Source organism: Morganella sp. GD04133 (assembly GCF_029835375.1).
GTDB lineage: Bacteria > Pseudomonadota > Gammaproteobacteria > Enterobacterales > Enterobacteriaceae > Morganella > Morganella morganii_B.
The window spans coordinates 85,083-99,823 of sequence record NZ_JAODZS010000009.1; the positions used below are offsets into that span (position 1 = coordinate 85,083).

Below are 14,741 nucleotides of genomic sequence, written 5' to 3' on the forward strand. Positions count from 1 at the left end.
ACGGGTGAGAATACAGCCGCCGGAAAAGATATTTTTTATCTTAAAATAAGTTTTGTGTGACTGCCAGCATTTTAACCATCCGGTGATGAATATTGGTGATAATAATCACAAATCACAGCTATTTAATTTGCGAAGCGAAATAAACTTTTTAGACTGTTACGTATCGCCAGAGTAAAATACATGTTACGCAATCCGGTGAATACTCAGGCCGGTTGTTACACATTCAGATGTACACAAAAAGGCAGCCGCTCATGGCTGTGATAATAATGCAGTAAAACAAAAAGGCCGTTCGTCAGGGCGGCAAGGGGGAGTGAGTGGGTATACTGAACTATCTGCAGCGGATTGGCCGGGCACTGATGGTGCCTGTCGCCACATTGCCGGCTGCGGCAATTCTGATGGGGGTCGGCTACTGGATCGACCCGACGGGCTGGGGTGCGGACAACGTGGTTGCCGCGTTCCTGATTAAATCCGGTGCGGCTATCATTGATAACATGTCAATGCTGTTTGCTATCGGTATTGCGTACGGGATGTCAAAAGACAAAGACGGTGCGGCAGCACTGACCGGTTTTGTCAGCTTTATGGTGGTGACCACCCTGTGTTCCACCGCGACAGTCGGTATGATTCAGGGTATTCCGCCTGAATCCGTTCCGGCAGCGTTCAGTAAGATCAACAACCAGTTTATCGGTATCCTGGTCGGTGTTATTTCCGCCGAACTGTATAACCGTTACAGCAGTGTTGAGCTGCCGCTGGCACTGTCATTCTTCAGCGGCCGTCGTCTGGTGCCGATCCTGGCATCTTTCGTGATGATCCTGGTGGCTGCGGTGCTGATGTATGTCTGGCCGGTGATTTATGATGCACTGGTTTCCTTCGGTAAGAGCATTAAAGACCTGGGCGCGTGGGGCGCGGGGATTTACGGCTTCTTTAACCGTCTGTTAATTCCTGTCGGTCTGCACCACGCACTGAACTCCGTGTTCTGGTTCAACGTGGCGGATATCAACGATATTCCTAACTTCCTGGCCGGTCAGCAATCCATTGATGCCGGTACCGCAATTCCGGGGATCACAGGCCGTTATCAGGCCGGTTTCTTCCCGATCATGATGTTTGGTATCCCGGGGGCCGCGCTGGCGATTTATCACTGCGCCAAACCGGAAAACAAAGCAAAAGTGGCCGGTATTATGATCGCCGGTGCCTTTGCCGCGTTCTTCACCGGTATCACCGAGCCGATTGAATTCTCCTTTATGTTCGTGGCACCGGTACTGTATGTTATCCACGCCTTCCTGACCGGTATCTCCCTGTTTATCGCTGCAACCATGCAGTGGATTTCCGGCTTCGGTTTCAGTGCGGGGCTGGTGGATATGGCGTTGTCCTCACGCAACCCGCTGGCAACCAACTGGTATATGCTGATCCTGCAGGGCCTGGTTTTCTTCGCGCTGTACTATGTGGTGTTCCGTTTTGTTATCACCAAATTCAACCTGTTAACCCCGGGCCGTGAAGCGGCGATGGCAACCAACGACACCGTTGATGGTTACAGTGAGAATGTCAGCACTGATAATAAAAAAGAGGAGAAAAAATCCATCAGCAGCGAAGCGCGTCAGTATATCGCGGCTATCGGCGGTTCAGATAACCTGACCGGTATTGATGCCTGTATCACCCGTTTGCGTCTGACCGTGAAGGACTCGGCGCAGGTCAATGATGCTTATGCGAAACAAATCGGTGCTTCCGGCGTCATCCGTCTGAATAAAGAGAGTGTGCAGGTGATTGTCGGCACCCGTGCCGAACTGATTGCCAATGCCATGCGTGATGTACTGAAAGAAGGTCCGGTTGCAGCCGCTCAGGCAACCGCGGCAGCTCCAGAAGCTGTGAAAACCAAAGCGCAGGGTGACGGTAACGTGGTATTGACGCTGGTGGCACCATTCGATGGTGAAGTGGTTGATTTATCTGCTGTACCGGATGAAGCCTTTGCAAGTCGTGTTGTCGGTGACGGTATTGCCATCAAACCGGAAAGTGACACCGTATATGCCCCGGCGGCAGGTACTGTGGTGAAAATTTTTGATACCAATCATGCATTCTGTCTGGAAACCGATAATGGTGCGGAAATTATTGTTCACATGGGTATTGATACCGTGAATCTGAACGGCAACGGCTTTACCCGCCTGATCGAGGAAGGCGCACAGGTCGCGGCCGGTGATGCGGTGCTGAAACTGGATCTGGCCTATCTGAACGAACATGCCAAATCAATGATAAGTCCGGTCATCATCAGTAATATCGACGATTATGATCGTGTGGAGATTGTTGCCAAAGGTCTGGTGAAGGCAAACGACTCTGAGCTGTATCACGTCATTAAATAAGTGATTGCGGTTGTGATAATAACGGGAGGCATCTGCTTCCCGTTTTTTTTATCTGTTTTTTGCGCGAAGGTCTCTGTCAGGCTGATATTTCTGTGATCAGGTGGTTGTATATGAGCGCATCATATCGGATGATAGGGGGTTATTAACGCGCATATTGCATTGAGGAATTATGACAATGAACGAGGCTGATGCCCGCCCGACAAACTTTATTCGTCAGATCATTGACGAAGACCTGGCTTCCGGAAAACATACCACGGTTCACACCCGCTTCCCGCCTGAACCGAACGGATACCTGCATATTGGTCATGCAAAATCAATCTGCCTGAATTTCGGCATAGCACAAGACTATCAGGGACAATGCAATCTGCGTTTTGATGACACCAACCCGGTGAAAGAAGATGTGGAATACGTTAATTCCATTGAAAACGACGTCAAATGGCTCGGTTTTCAGTGGAGCGGCAAAGTGTGCTATTCCTCGGACTATTTCGACACGCTGTACAACTACGCCGTTGAGCTGATCAACAAAGGTCTGGCGTATGTCTGCGAATTAAGTCCGGAAGAAATCCGTGAATACCGCGGCACGTTAAAAGAGCCGGGCCGGAACAGCCCGTACCGCGACCGCACCCCGGAAGAGAACCTCGCGCTGTTTGAAAAAATGCGTGACGGCGGTTTTGAGGAAGGTAAGGCGTGTCTGCGTGCCAAAATCGATATGGCATCTTCCTTTATGGTGATGCGTGATCCGGTCATTTACCGTATTAAGTTTGCGACTCACCATCAGTCCGGCGACAAATGGTGCATCTACCCGATGTACGATTTCACTCACTGTATTTCTGATGCGCTGGAAGGGATCACCCATTCACTCTGTACCCTGGAATTCCAGGACAACCGCCGTCTGTATGACTGGGTGCTGGATAACATCACCATTGACTGCCACCCGCGTCAGTATGAGTTCTCCCGCCTGAATCTTGAATACACCGTGATGTCCAAGCGAAAGCTGAATCAGCTGGTGACCGAGAAATTTGTTGAAGGCTGGGATGACCCGCGCATGCTGACTATTTCCGGTCTGCGCCGCCGTGGTTATACCGCTGCCTCTATCCGCGAGTTCTGCCGTCGTATCGGGGTCACCAAACAGGATAACAACGTCGAAATGGCGGCACTGGAATCCTGTATCCGTGATGACCTGAACGAAAGCGCACCACGCGCTATGGCGGTTATCGATCCGGTGAAAGTCGTGATTGAAAACATGCCGGAAGGTGATGTGATGGTCACCATGCCGAATCATCCGAACAAACCGGAGATGGGCAGCCGTGAAGTGCCGTTCAGCCGTGAAATCTGGATTGATCGCGCGGACTTCCGTGAAGAAGCGAACAAACAGTACAAGCGTCTGGTGCTGAATAAAGAAGTGCGCCTGCGTAATGCGTTTGTGATTAAAGCTGAACGTGCGGAAAAAGACAGCGAAGGCAATATCACCACTATTTACTGCACCTATGATCCGGAAACCCTGAATAAAGATCCGGCTGACGGCCGTAAAGTGAAGGGTGTTATTCACTGGGTCAGCGTGAAACACGCGGTACCGGCGGAAATCCGTCTGTATGATCGTCTGTTCAGTGTACCGAACCCGGGCGCGGAAGATGACTTCCTGGCAACGCTTAACCCGGATTCTCTGGTGATCCGTCAGGGCTTTGTGGAGCCGTCACTGGTCGCGGCAGACAGCAGCAAACCGTATCAGTTTGAGCGCGAAGGGTATTTCTGTGCTGATGCCAAATTATCCTCAGCGGATAAATTAGTCTTTAACCGGACTGTCGGCCTGCGTGATACCTGGGCAAAAATGGAAAGTAAATAACAGATAACAGGCTGTCACTGTGACAGCCTTATATATAAGTTAACCGTTTTCTGCCTGTAAAACGCCTGATGAATATCATCAGGCGTTTTTTTTCAGAGCCTGAAACGTTACGAAAACTGAATAAAGGTCAGTCTTTTGCCTTATGTGTATTTGTATATTCGCACGTTAGAATAGGTTTTCTTTTATCCCGGGATGAAATATATAAAACGAAAAATACAGATATTGAATTATCTTAATATATTATTTCCGGTTTACCTTTCTGTGTGGTTCTATCCTGAACGACGCTTAATAACGATTAAGGTATTATATGTCTATGAATTTAGCGGGTTTAATTAGCTCAGCCATTCGTTATATTGGCCGGGGAGATACTTTACCTGTAAACACACAACTTGATAATCATTCAGCAATTACGCTCTACCTGGGAAATGCGAAATGTATTCATGTAATGACAATTGATGACACACCTGTGATATGGAGTGTTATTTGTGAATATAAGAGAGTCGATACCCGGAGCATAAGTGAATCGTTGTTATCTGTAATGAACAATTACTCGCCATTTTTTCATTTCGGTCAGCCGGCGTTAGTGAATATTGATGATAATATTGAATTACGGGCAACATTCTCATTGCTGGCTTTAAAAAATGAGGAGACAATGGCAGCAGCAATAAATGATTATACGTTGGTTATGGAAAACATCTTTAAAATATATAATATCAATTAACCCTCTTATAAAATAACTTTTCAACACGTTCGTCCGGTACTGTTAATGATAATATTTGCAGTAACTCGTCATTTCTGAAGGTTATTCTTCTGCCCCCTGTTAATGAAAGATTAAATAATGAAATTATTGACAAATAGTAAAAATACACCCACTGCAGCACAAAATCACCGAATAGCTATGGGGAATCGAGCTAACTATATTTCTGATAAATACATCAAAGAAATTGGTGGTAATAATAAATTAGCCGGGATTGGCCCCCGGTTAGGTAAGACTCCGGGGCTGAATTCAGATAATATAAATCAGCAACAAACAGTATATGCAATGCTAATGCTGGTTAATATGTCATCGTTAGCTAATACATCAGTCACCCCTTCAGCTGGCACAATATCTGAAAGTAACAAAACGACGTTTGGTGATAGTTATACTATGCCTGGATCAAATGTTACCACTAATAATAGCAAGTATGACTCATCCATGCTAAATACGTTATATAAAGTAGAACAGGATGCGAAAAATAATATTAATGTATATCACCACAGGTCTAAACGTTATTTATTCAATCATGATAAAAAAACTGTGAAATTGAGAAAACATAATTATGACGATATTGTGACTTTTTTCAATAAAAAGGATACTAATCAATCAAATTTATCAGAAACTGAAAAGCATAAAAGAGCCTGTTCTGATTTCATTACATCTTCCAATCAAAATGATAAAAATAATAAGGATTATTTATTTTGCAGATTGAAACTTTTTATAAAAAATCATAAAAAATTCAAACAACTGGATGACTATGACTTAGCGGTCTGTTTTTTGTCGAAAAATAAATTTGAACATTTAAATATGTTTGAATATTTAAAAACAGAAGAATCAGAAAAGTACCCAAGACTTGATAAGTTCTCATTGAAAAAAATAACAGTACTTACCAATAAGAACATTACAAGCGATATTAATCTGAAAGTTTATAATCTGGTTACCGGAAAAAGAAATTTAGCTGAATTTATTCCTTTTATTGAACAAAGAGGAAATACACCGGATGAAATGAAATTTTATGATACGTATCATCTTTATAAAAATGCAATTTCCGGGTATTCTGCCGGCATGAAGAAAGATAAAGTTATGCTTGTATCTCATATTCGTGTGGTTTCTGATGAACTTTATGCAACAGATAAATCAAACACCAAGCGCATAGAATATCTTAAGGTCGAGTTGTATCATTTAACAAAACTACTCCATAACAGAATTGATATTGAATTCAGACCATTGCTTGTAACGTCTGTTTTAAAAAATGGATATTATTATCCGCCTTTTGAAGAAATATCTGCCGGGATAATACTTGAAAAGGTAGTTCGTGATATACAATCTATTCCGGATAGCTATAAAGTTATTTATGGTCCTGCATACCAGGCAAGAAAATCGCTCTTAGCTTACGCGCTATATATTTGCGGGATAAGTTCAAAGGCATCTTTTGATAATTCAATATTTAATGAAAGAGATAGTAATGGAAATCGGGTAATGAGTGATCAGGATACGTATGAATATCTGATTAATAAAATGACTGGTTTCGTATCAATCCCCGGAAGTAATATACTGCAGGAAGTTGCACAACATTACTTCTATTCTGTTAGTGTGACGCTGGGATATTTACCTAATCCGGATATATTCCTGAATGTACGTGATGGTGAGGAAAAAAAACTGAAAGATTTCACTCTGAGGGATAAGGCTGACTCTCTGAGATATTATTTAAGTCAGGATATAGACATTGCAAAAATAAGAGTGCGTCAGCAACTGGATTATTTTTTATCTATTGCATCTCTTATTACTATGTTTTCAAATATAATAAATGATGTGGAGTCAATGTATACCAGCCGAAGAAACCTGATTCTATCCGGTATGGATTCAAATAACGATAAAGGTAATAATCGAATTGAGAGGCCAAATAAGGCTGATTATAACCCGCAGTATCAATCTGATGTGAGTAGTGAATACGCCAGCCGTAAAAATAAAGCCATAGGAAAAATAATCGCCTTAGACAAATTAAAAAAAATAGATGTGATTGAGGAATCGTGTGGTCCATTAAAAGTATGGACTCAAGAAAATAAAAGGGCTGACACACTGGTATTGAGTGGACATGGATGGTATCTGACACACGATAATAACCTTAATTTTGGTTTAATACCTAAAGATAAAGACATTATTTTTCTCGGTCCGAATAAGGACAAACTACTTGAAGCGGAAGAACAATTTGGCCGCTCCGCCACCGAATCATTATTTGCATCGGGTCAATACCCGGAAATACATACCCGCATAACATCAGAGGGTATACAGGTATTGAAAAAAACAATGGGAGAGGCTTCGTTAGATGAAGTGAAAAACTATAGAATTAAATATTACGAAAAAACACCGGATGAGGAATATATTGCTGCAGTAAAAGATAACAGAATTAATTTTAAAGATAATTTAATGGTGGATTTTTCATCAGTGAGTGAATTTGAAGAAGAAAAAAAATTAAGCGATATAGTGAAATTAATGAAACCGGGTAAATCTATAGCGCATTACAAAAGTATTGTTTTTTACGCATGTCGTGAATATAAGGGCTCGGGAACGCTGAGATCAGCAGCATCAACATCAGGACTGGGTGGTGGCTATAAGATAAAATTTACAGAAACACCTTTATCTATGCAGGGAAAACCGGAAAGAAAAGAAAGAGATACCTTAGAAAACGTGGTATCATCTGATGATTTGAGTTTTGACGGTCTGGTGATTATTGATAAATATACGGTAACTATCGGGGAATGGACTAACGATGAGGAACCTGTGCTTAATTATACCGCAGATATAGCAAGAGTCGCACCTTACAAAAACAGAACGCGGTAAATAAAGGCCTGCAGGCGCGTCAGGAAGTTTGTGTCATTCCGGTATTATTGGCGGGTTCTGATACAGGCGGACACTTTTCAGCCTTAAAACGCCCGATGAATCTCATCGGGCGTTTTTATATTTTAACAAAACAGCGGAAAGCGATCAGTCATCCGCCGTTATATCCGGGCGGTCTGAGAGTGCTGTAATACCCGAAATATAGTCCGTTATTCAATCAAACCCAGTCGTCGTGCGCAGATAAGTAACTCGGTGATTTTATGAACGTCGAGTTTTCGCATAATATTTAACCGATGCGTTTCCACTGTTTTAACGCTGATGCACAGCCGCTCAGCGATAAGCCGGTTGGTAAAACTATCGGCAATGAGTTTGAGAATTTGCCGTTCGCGCGGCGTGAGTATTTCCGTGCAATCATTTTTGGTGCGAAGCGCGGTCTCAATGGCTTCCCGGTTCAGCGCGGGGTCGATATAGTATTTTTTTACGGCAACGCTTTGTAATGCTGCTAACAGCACCTGGCGGCTGCTGTTTTTCATCACATAACCCATCGCACCCGCACTTAGCGTGCGTATTGCCATCGTTTCTTCCATATGGGCGGTATAGGCCAGAATTGCCGTGTGGGGTAACCGGCGAAGCAGCTGCGGGATAAGATCCAGCCCGTTAATGCCGGGCAAGCCCAAATCAAGTACCACAATATCCGGTTCATGGATACGGCAGGCATTGTAAGCCTCCAGACCATCATCAATGTGGGCGACCACCTGAAAGCGGGGATAGGGGGAGAGCAGATTAATGATCCCATTCACAATCAGTTCATGGTCGTCGATAAGCAGGATTTTATGATCGTGCATGTGTATTACCTCTTGATAGACGGCCTTATTGGCCGGCACTGATTTATGCATCCAGTGCTGAATTCAGAATGTGGCGAAATTCGGTAATTTCCTCCTTAGCTAAAGTCAGGCCATGCTGTACGCGATTTTCCATATCAATGATGCTGCAAACCAGAGGCGTTAATCCCGCCTGACCGAGGCAACCTTTCAGGGTATGCAGCAACGTGCTTGTTTTGGGCAGGGAGCCCAGGTTGTGCTCCAGTTCACAAAGTAATAAATGCAGTGAGTGGCGTATTTTGCGGCGCATAGCGTCATCGTCCATGGGAAGCAGTGCATGCCCTGAGCTGTAATCCTGCTCCTGAAGAGTGATATCGCGCTCAAGCTGGTATTCCGCCGCAATGGAAATCGCATTGGCCAGTTGGTTGATATATACGGGTTTGGTCAGATAATGCTGCATTCCGGCTTCTTTGCTGCGGCTTATTTCCTCCGGCGTGGTATTCGCCGAGAGTGCAATAATCATGCAGTGAGGATCGTGATTCAGAGCGTCCTGACGCCAGCGCTGGGTGCATTCCATTCCGTCCGTCTCCGGCATACGAATGTCCATTAACACCAGGTCAAATCGCTGCTGCCGGCCTAATGCCAGTGCTTCTTCGCCGCTCTCTGCCAGGGTAAATTGCTGACCGAGTGAAGCCAGCATCATACCAAAAATATCCCGGTTGATAGCGGCGTCATCAACCAGCAAAATATGTAATCTCCAGGGCTGTACCGGAAGCGGAGCGGTATCCTCACTCACCACACCGGAAAGTGCGCGGACAACGGTTTCACGCAGCTTCCCGGGAAGGAAACAAAGATCATCGGCACTAAATACATTTTCTTGTCTGGCTATTTCACACGTCAGCCCCCAGGCGCAGAGCTGGCGATGCAGAACCAGCGGTGCGGCAATGTTACCCGCCAGGGGTTCGGGAGGCTGATATTTGCCGAGCGGAAGCAGCAGGGATATGCAGGTACCAAATTTCGGTGTACTGCGTATCTCAAGCCATCCTCCCATCATTTTTGCGAGGGTGGATGAAATTGTCAGGCCAAGCCCCGTCCCCTGACTGTGCCCCTTACCCTTACTCTGGAAAAAAGGCTCGAATACCGCTTTTTGATCGGCAGGTGTTATACCTTGTCCGCTGTCGCTCACGGCGAAAATCAGAAAATCACCGATGCGTTTAACGCTGAGGTAAATGGCACCTTTATCGGTAAATTTGAGGGCGTTTCCCAGCAGATTAACCAGAATCTGTCGCAGGCGGATCTTGTCCGCCCCGAATACCAGCGGCACCCGGTGACCGACAAATGTTTTCAGTGTTAATCCTTTGCTTTGCCCCGGTCCCTGGATGGTATGCATCGCCTGATCCAGCAGCGGGAGTATCGGGGTGTCTTCGATATGCAGTGATAGCTGTCCCGATTCAATGCGTGTGAAGTCGAGCAGATTGTTGATGATGCTGAGTAACGAAAGCGTACATTGGCTCGCCGTCGTGGATAGCTGTGACTGCTTTTCACTCATCGGGGTTAGCTGCAGAAGTTCGAGAGCGCCCAGAATCCCGCTCAGCGGTGTTCTCAGCTCATGGCTTATCGTCGTCAGATGGCTGCTTTTGCGCTTATTGGCCTGTTCGGCCAGCTGTTTGGCTATCGTCAGTTCACGGGTGCGTTCGGCAACCGTATTTTCCAGGCTGTCGTATTGTTTGTGCAGGGCATCAAGCAGCAGGTTATAGGTGCGGGCAATGCTTCCCAGCTCGTCATGACGGTTTTCCGGCAGCCGGGCGGAAAGTTTGCCGGGCCCGGTTTTCTCAATGATGCTGACGAAGTCCCGCAACGGGCGGGCCAGATAGCGGTGAAGCAGCCAGAACAGCATCATCGCCAGCAGCAGCAGAGTCGTCAGGGCAAAAGGCAACTGCTCCGCCACGATGTTAAGCGTGTGTTTTAGCATCCCGCTTGTCGGGTACAGGATAAGCTGTTGCCAGCCGGGACCTTTTAGTTCGCTGCGAAGCACCAGATAGCCCGGGATCTGCTGCCATCCGTCGTGGAGAGAGACATTCAGCAACTGTTTTTGCAGAATTTCGCTGTTGTTTTCCGCAAGAGCAGAGAAGGGCAGAATCTGATTGTGTTTATCAAGCCAGAGATTGATGCTCCCGCCGGAAACGTTATGGTCATAGGAGGGCAGATCATCAAGTTTAACCGCTAAACCCACCAGAATGTCATGAGAGCCTGCCGCCGCGACAGAGACGCTCCAGCCGGCGCCGGGGATATATTCCGGTTTACCCCAGAACAGATTATGATGCGTTGCGCGGCGCGGAAATTGCCACAGCTCATTTTGTCTGTGAATAAGATAATCGGGCGAATGATGGAGCGGAGGCAGAAGATAAATACCATAGCCCCGGTCAAGAATAAAGCTATCAAGATAGTATGTCTGGCCTGCAGTACCATAAATCTGAATGAAACTCATATCCTTAGCCTGCTTATCCTGCGGCGTACCGGTACCGGTATTGAAAGGGAAATAACGACACTCGCTTTTTGCGGTAAGAGGTGTATCTGCCGGTACATAGTGACGGTAGAGCTGGGCGAGCGCCAGCGCATCTCTTTCCGCACCCTGAAATCGATAGTTGCTTAACGCCATTCGCAGGCGCGATATATGGGATAAATTTTCAATAACCCGCTGTCTGTCGTTATTTAGTGAAATATAGGTAGTGATGGATATAGTAATCAACCAAATGATTAGCAAACCAATAGATATCAGTAATGTTAATCTTCCCACCAGGGAATGCTGATTTTTCATTGATTGTTATCCTTGTGCTATTTCACAATACAAAATGTCATCAGATCTGTGATGTCAAAATATAAATGTATCAGCCTTATTCCCGATTCAGGTAAAAAAATCTAATTAATATAGAGCGTAATAAATATCGGGTAAAAATATTGTGTGAATTTGTAAGTGAATATGATGGCAAGATGCAGAGGAAAAAATATCAGGTTTTTTGCTGATGTGCGCTCAGGTGGTTCTGAACGACTATAAACACAGTTCAGGAGGCTTGATCTATGTTTGATAAATTAAAAAAAATCCCTGTAGTCGAGCAGTTACGCATTGCACCTGATAGCGCAATTATATTGATGATATTAGAGGGCAGAATGGCGCGCGGATATTTGTGTTCGCGGTCTTTGGTTTTGTCAGTTTTTATTGACAATACTGATAACCTTCTTCCTGAAACCGTGAAGTATATCACTCTGTTACTTGCGGCCTGCCCGGAAACTCATGATTATGCATTGCAGTTAATACCCGATGGCGGGTGGCTGAGCTGTTATTATGACAAAAATATATCAGCTGAAAAAATGGCCACCGACATTGAAAAGCATCTGGCGCTGACACGATATTTGGCAAACGTAATCGTCAGTCAGAAAAATAGTAAGATGTGAGGCCGGTATGAAAATAAAAAGAAGGGTGGTATTTCCGGCGCTGTTTTTTTGTTTATGTACTCACGCGCAAACCTTCTCCCGTAAGGGCGATAATTTTTCGCTGCGTACCCGGGAAATGTCACTGGTATCGCTGTTGCAAAATTTAGCGGAAAACGCCGGTACACCCGTGGTCATCGACCCGGCAATTACAGAAACATTCAGTGGCACGATCCCGCCTGCTTCTCCTGATAAAATTCTGAACAAATTAGCCATACAATATAGCTTAGTAACCTGGTTTGATGGTTATACGCTGTTTGTTTACCCCTCATCACGTGTGGCGCATAGTGTCATTCCCCTCCGGACACTGCCGGCCGGTAACTTTATCCGTTATCTGCGTAAACGGGACGTGCCGGAAAAAAGCAGCTGTGAAGCGCGCACCATCCCCGGTGTTAATGCTGTTGATATCAGCGGGGTTCCCGCCTGCACCGCGCGTATTACTCAGCTGGCGTCAATGCTGGATGGAGAGATGACCCGCCGCCGGGATGATACCGTCAGTCTTGTGGTGTTCCCGCTCAAATATGCCACGGCGGTGGATGATCAGTACCAGTACCGCGATCAAAATGTCGTCGTCCCCGGGATAGTCAGTGTACTGCGTGATATGAGTCGTGGCAGTGCGCCGGCCGCCGCCGGCAGTTCAGCCGCAACACAGGGATTACCGATGTTTTCTGCCGATCCGCGGCAAAACGCCGTCATTGTGCGGGATCGTGCGGTCAATATGGCGGGTTACCGCAAACTCATCAGTGAGCTGGATAAACGACCACAGATGATAGAAATCTCGGTCACGATTATTGATGTTGATGCCGGCGATATCAGTCAGCTCGGTATTGACTGGAGTGCGGCGCTTTCTCTCGGCGGCGGCTCTGTCACCGTTAACGGCCCTGACAGTAACACCGGCGGGGGATTTTCCACTGTCATCAGCAACACGCCGGGCTTTATGGTGCGGCTATCGGCACTCGAGAAAAATTCCCATGCCTATATTTTGTCGCAGCCGTCCGTGGTGACGCTTAATAACATCCAGGCGGTACTGGATAAAAACATCACCTTTTATACCAAATTGCAGGGTGACAAAGTCGCAAAACTCGAATCTATCACGACAGGATCGCTCCTCAGGGTAACCCCGCGGCTGGTGGAAGAACAAGGCAGGCAGAATATTATGCTGAGCCTTAATATCCAGGATGGTCAGCAAAACCCGCCCCTGAGTCAGGATGAACCGTTACCGGAAGTACAAAACTCTGAGATAGCCTCTCAGGCCACACTCCGTCCGGGGCAGAGTCTGCTGCTTGGGGGATTTAAACAGGATAAACAGACGCAGACGCAGAATAAAATCCCGTTACTTGGCGATATACCGATTATCGGGCATTTGTTCAGCAGCGAACATAATGAGACCCACAGTGTTATCCGTCTGTTTCTTATCAAAGCCACGGTAGCCAATAGTGATAACAGCCATGGATAACGAGTGGAAAATCCGTTTACTCGGCGGCGTGCTGCACGGACGTGAAGTCTGTCTGGCCGGCGGGTCTCTTTCGGTCGGCGAGCGCGGTTGTGATCTCTGTATTCCGTTGCACGGCGGTGACAGGCTGGAATTCACCGCAACACCGGCAGGACTGATGATCAATACAGAGGGCGCGCCGGTGCGGATTAATGGCCGCCGGCATCAGGCCGGTAAGCCATTACCCGGGGAGGGCGTGGTACAGGCTTTGGGGCTGACGATGGCGTTTGGTCAGCATCATGCTGATTTAGCCCGCTACCCGCTTCGTCGCACACGATCAGCCCTGTTATGCGGGATGGTGCTCGCGTGTCTGATATTGACGGGGACTTCCGCGTTGATCCTGATGAATAACGGGAATCTGCCGCCACCGCAGCCGGTGACTTCCCGGGTGACAGAACTGTTGCGGCAAACCGGATTGACACAGATCACGGTAACCCGGGAAAAGAACGGCACACTCCGGCTCTCCGGCTACTGTGAGAAGAGCGAGCGCCTGCAAAGCGTGCGTCTGACGCTGGGCGAATGGGGGGTGATGTACCGGGATCATGTGGTGTGCACCGATCAGCTTATCAGACAGGTCCGGGATGTCCTGACCCGGGCAGGGTATGACGAGGCAGAAATCACCAGCAGCGCACCGGGAGAGATCAGCATTAACGCCGGTATCATGATGGGAAAGCGCTGGGCGGGTATTCAGCAGCAGCTGATGGCGATCCCCGGTCTGAAACATCTGCATATCGAAAACCGTCATGAAACTCAAATCAACGCGTTGATTGACAGCCTGTTACAGCAGGGGCTGGCAGAAAAAGTCAGCGTAACCTCAGTGGATCAGGCTTTCGTCATCAGCGGCATACTGAATAGGGATGAGCGGCAATCGTTGAACGCTATTCTGGTGCAATTGCGTCAGCAGTTCCCCGGGATCGCGCTGAGTTACCAGAATGTGGCATCGTCCGGCGAGGGCAGCCAGCGTCTCCCTTCGCCGGTCGTCGCTGTTATCCGTGGTCAGCAGGGGCTCTACCTGCTGCTGAAAGATGGTGAGCGCCTGAGGACGGGAAGCCGGCTGCCACAGGGCGGGGAAGTCGCCGCTCTGACAGACGAGGCAGTAACGCTCAGATTTCCTGACGGACTGATTAACTATTCTTTTGGTTTTTGAGCCTGT

The 14,741-nt window shown here is 46.9% G+C and carries 9 protein-coding genes; 7 read left to right on the plus strand and 2 right to left on the minus strand.

The features are described from left to right. The first annotated feature begins 314 nt into the window (after positions 1–314). The 4 genes from nagE (at position 315) to N7387_RS05880 (ending at position 7,789) form a co-directional block, all read left to right on the plus strand. Positions 315–2,348: an N-acetylglucosamine-specific PTS transporter subunit IIBC gene (gene nagE / locus N7387_RS05865; protein WP_279797640.1), complete on the plus strand. Its 2,034-nt coding sequence runs from the start codon at positions 315–317 to the stop codon at positions 2,346–2,348. Between the two features lie 175 nt (positions 2,349–2,523). Continuing rightward, positions 2,524–4,191: a glutamine--tRNA ligase gene (gene glnS, locus N7387_RS05870; RefSeq protein ID WP_262860320.1), complete on the plus strand. Its 1,668-nt coding sequence runs from the start codon at positions 2,524–2,526 to the stop codon at positions 4,189–4,191. 307 nt (positions 4,192–4,498) lie between these two features. Continuing rightward, positions 4,499–4,912, plus strand: a complete 414-nt coding sequence (locus N7387_RS05875) for a type III secretion protein (protein WP_279797643.1) — start codon at positions 4,499–4,501, stop codon at positions 4,910–4,912. Between the two features lie 117 nt (positions 4,913–5,029). Beyond that, positions 5,030–7,789, plus strand: a complete 2,760-nt coding sequence (locus N7387_RS05880) for a putative adhesin (protein WP_279797644.1) — start codon at positions 5,030–5,032, stop codon at positions 7,787–7,789. A 206-nt stretch (positions 7,790–7,995) separates the two neighbouring features. Here the strand turns inward: N7387_RS05880 and N7387_RS05885 are convergent, their stop codons facing one another. Together N7387_RS05885 and N7387_RS05890 are read right to left on the minus strand one after the other, a co-directional pair. After that, the gene (locus N7387_RS05885; protein ID WP_025153506.1) at positions 7,996–8,631 is read right to left on the minus strand and encodes a two component system response regulator; all 636 of its coding nucleotides are present in this window, start codon (positions 8,629–8,631) and stop codon (positions 7,996–7,998) included. Positions 8,632–8,674: 43 nt separating this feature from the next. Further along, positions 8,675–11,425, minus strand: coding sequence for a two component system sensor kinase (locus tag N7387_RS05890; RefSeq protein ID WP_279797646.1), 2,751 nt, complete (start codon positions 11,423–11,425; stop codon positions 8,675–8,677). Positions 11,426–11,685: 260 nt separating this feature from the next. On the opposite strand from N7387_RS05890, the gene N7387_RS05895 reads away from it, so the two are divergent. From N7387_RS05895 to sctD, 3 genes are read left to right on the plus strand one after another with little or no spacing between them, the layout of a single operon-like run. Beyond that, the gene (locus N7387_RS05895; RefSeq protein WP_279797649.1) at positions 11,686–12,060 is read left to right on the plus strand and encodes a pathogenicity island protein; all 375 of its coding nucleotides are present in this window, start codon (positions 11,686–11,688) and stop codon (positions 12,058–12,060) included. A 7-nt stretch (positions 12,061–12,067) separates the two neighbouring features. Then, the gene (locus tag N7387_RS05900; RefSeq protein WP_279797651.1) at positions 12,068–13,552 is read left to right on the plus strand and encodes an EscC/YscC/HrcC family type III secretion system outer membrane ring protein; all 1,485 of its coding nucleotides are present in this window, start codon (positions 12,068–12,070) and stop codon (positions 13,550–13,552) included. Continuing rightward, positions 13,545–14,735: a type III secretion system inner membrane ring subunit SctD gene (gene sctD, locus N7387_RS05905; RefSeq protein ID WP_279797654.1), complete on the plus strand. Its 1,191-nt coding sequence runs from the start codon at positions 13,545–13,547 to the stop codon at positions 14,733–14,735. The genes N7387_RS05900 and sctD overlap by 8 nt, the downstream gene beginning before the upstream one ends. Positions 14,736–14,741 lie beyond the last annotated feature (6 nt).

Bases quoted from the DNA above. Each gene is read 5' to 3' on its own strand.
- glnS (WP_262860320.1), top strand. From the start codon at position 2,524: ATGAACGAGGCTGATGCCCGCCCGACAAACTTTATTCGTCAGATCATT.
- N7387_RS05875 (WP_279797643.1), top strand. From the start codon at position 4,499: ATGTCTATGAATTTAGCGGGTTTAATTAGCTCAGCCATTCGTTATATT.
- N7387_RS05880 (WP_279797644.1), top strand. From the start codon at position 5,030: ATGAAATTATTGACAAATAGTAAAAATACACCCACTGCAGCACAAAAT.
- N7387_RS05885 (WP_025153506.1), bottom strand. From the start codon at position 8,631: ATGCACGATCATAAAATCCTGCTTATCGACGACCATGAACTGATTGTG.
- N7387_RS05890 (WP_279797646.1), bottom strand. From the start codon at position 11,425: ATGAAAAATCAGCATTCCCTGGTGGGAAGATTAACATTACTGATATCT.
- N7387_RS05895 (WP_279797649.1), top strand. From the start codon at position 11,686: ATGTTTGATAAATTAAAAAAAATCCCTGTAGTCGAGCAGTTACGCATT.
- N7387_RS05900 (WP_279797651.1), top strand. From the start codon at position 12,068: ATGAAAATAAAAAGAAGGGTGGTATTTCCGGCGCTGTTTTTTTGTTTA.
- sctD (WP_279797654.1), top strand. From the start codon at position 13,545: ATGGATAACGAGTGGAAAATCCGTTTACTCGGCGGCGTGCTGCACGGA.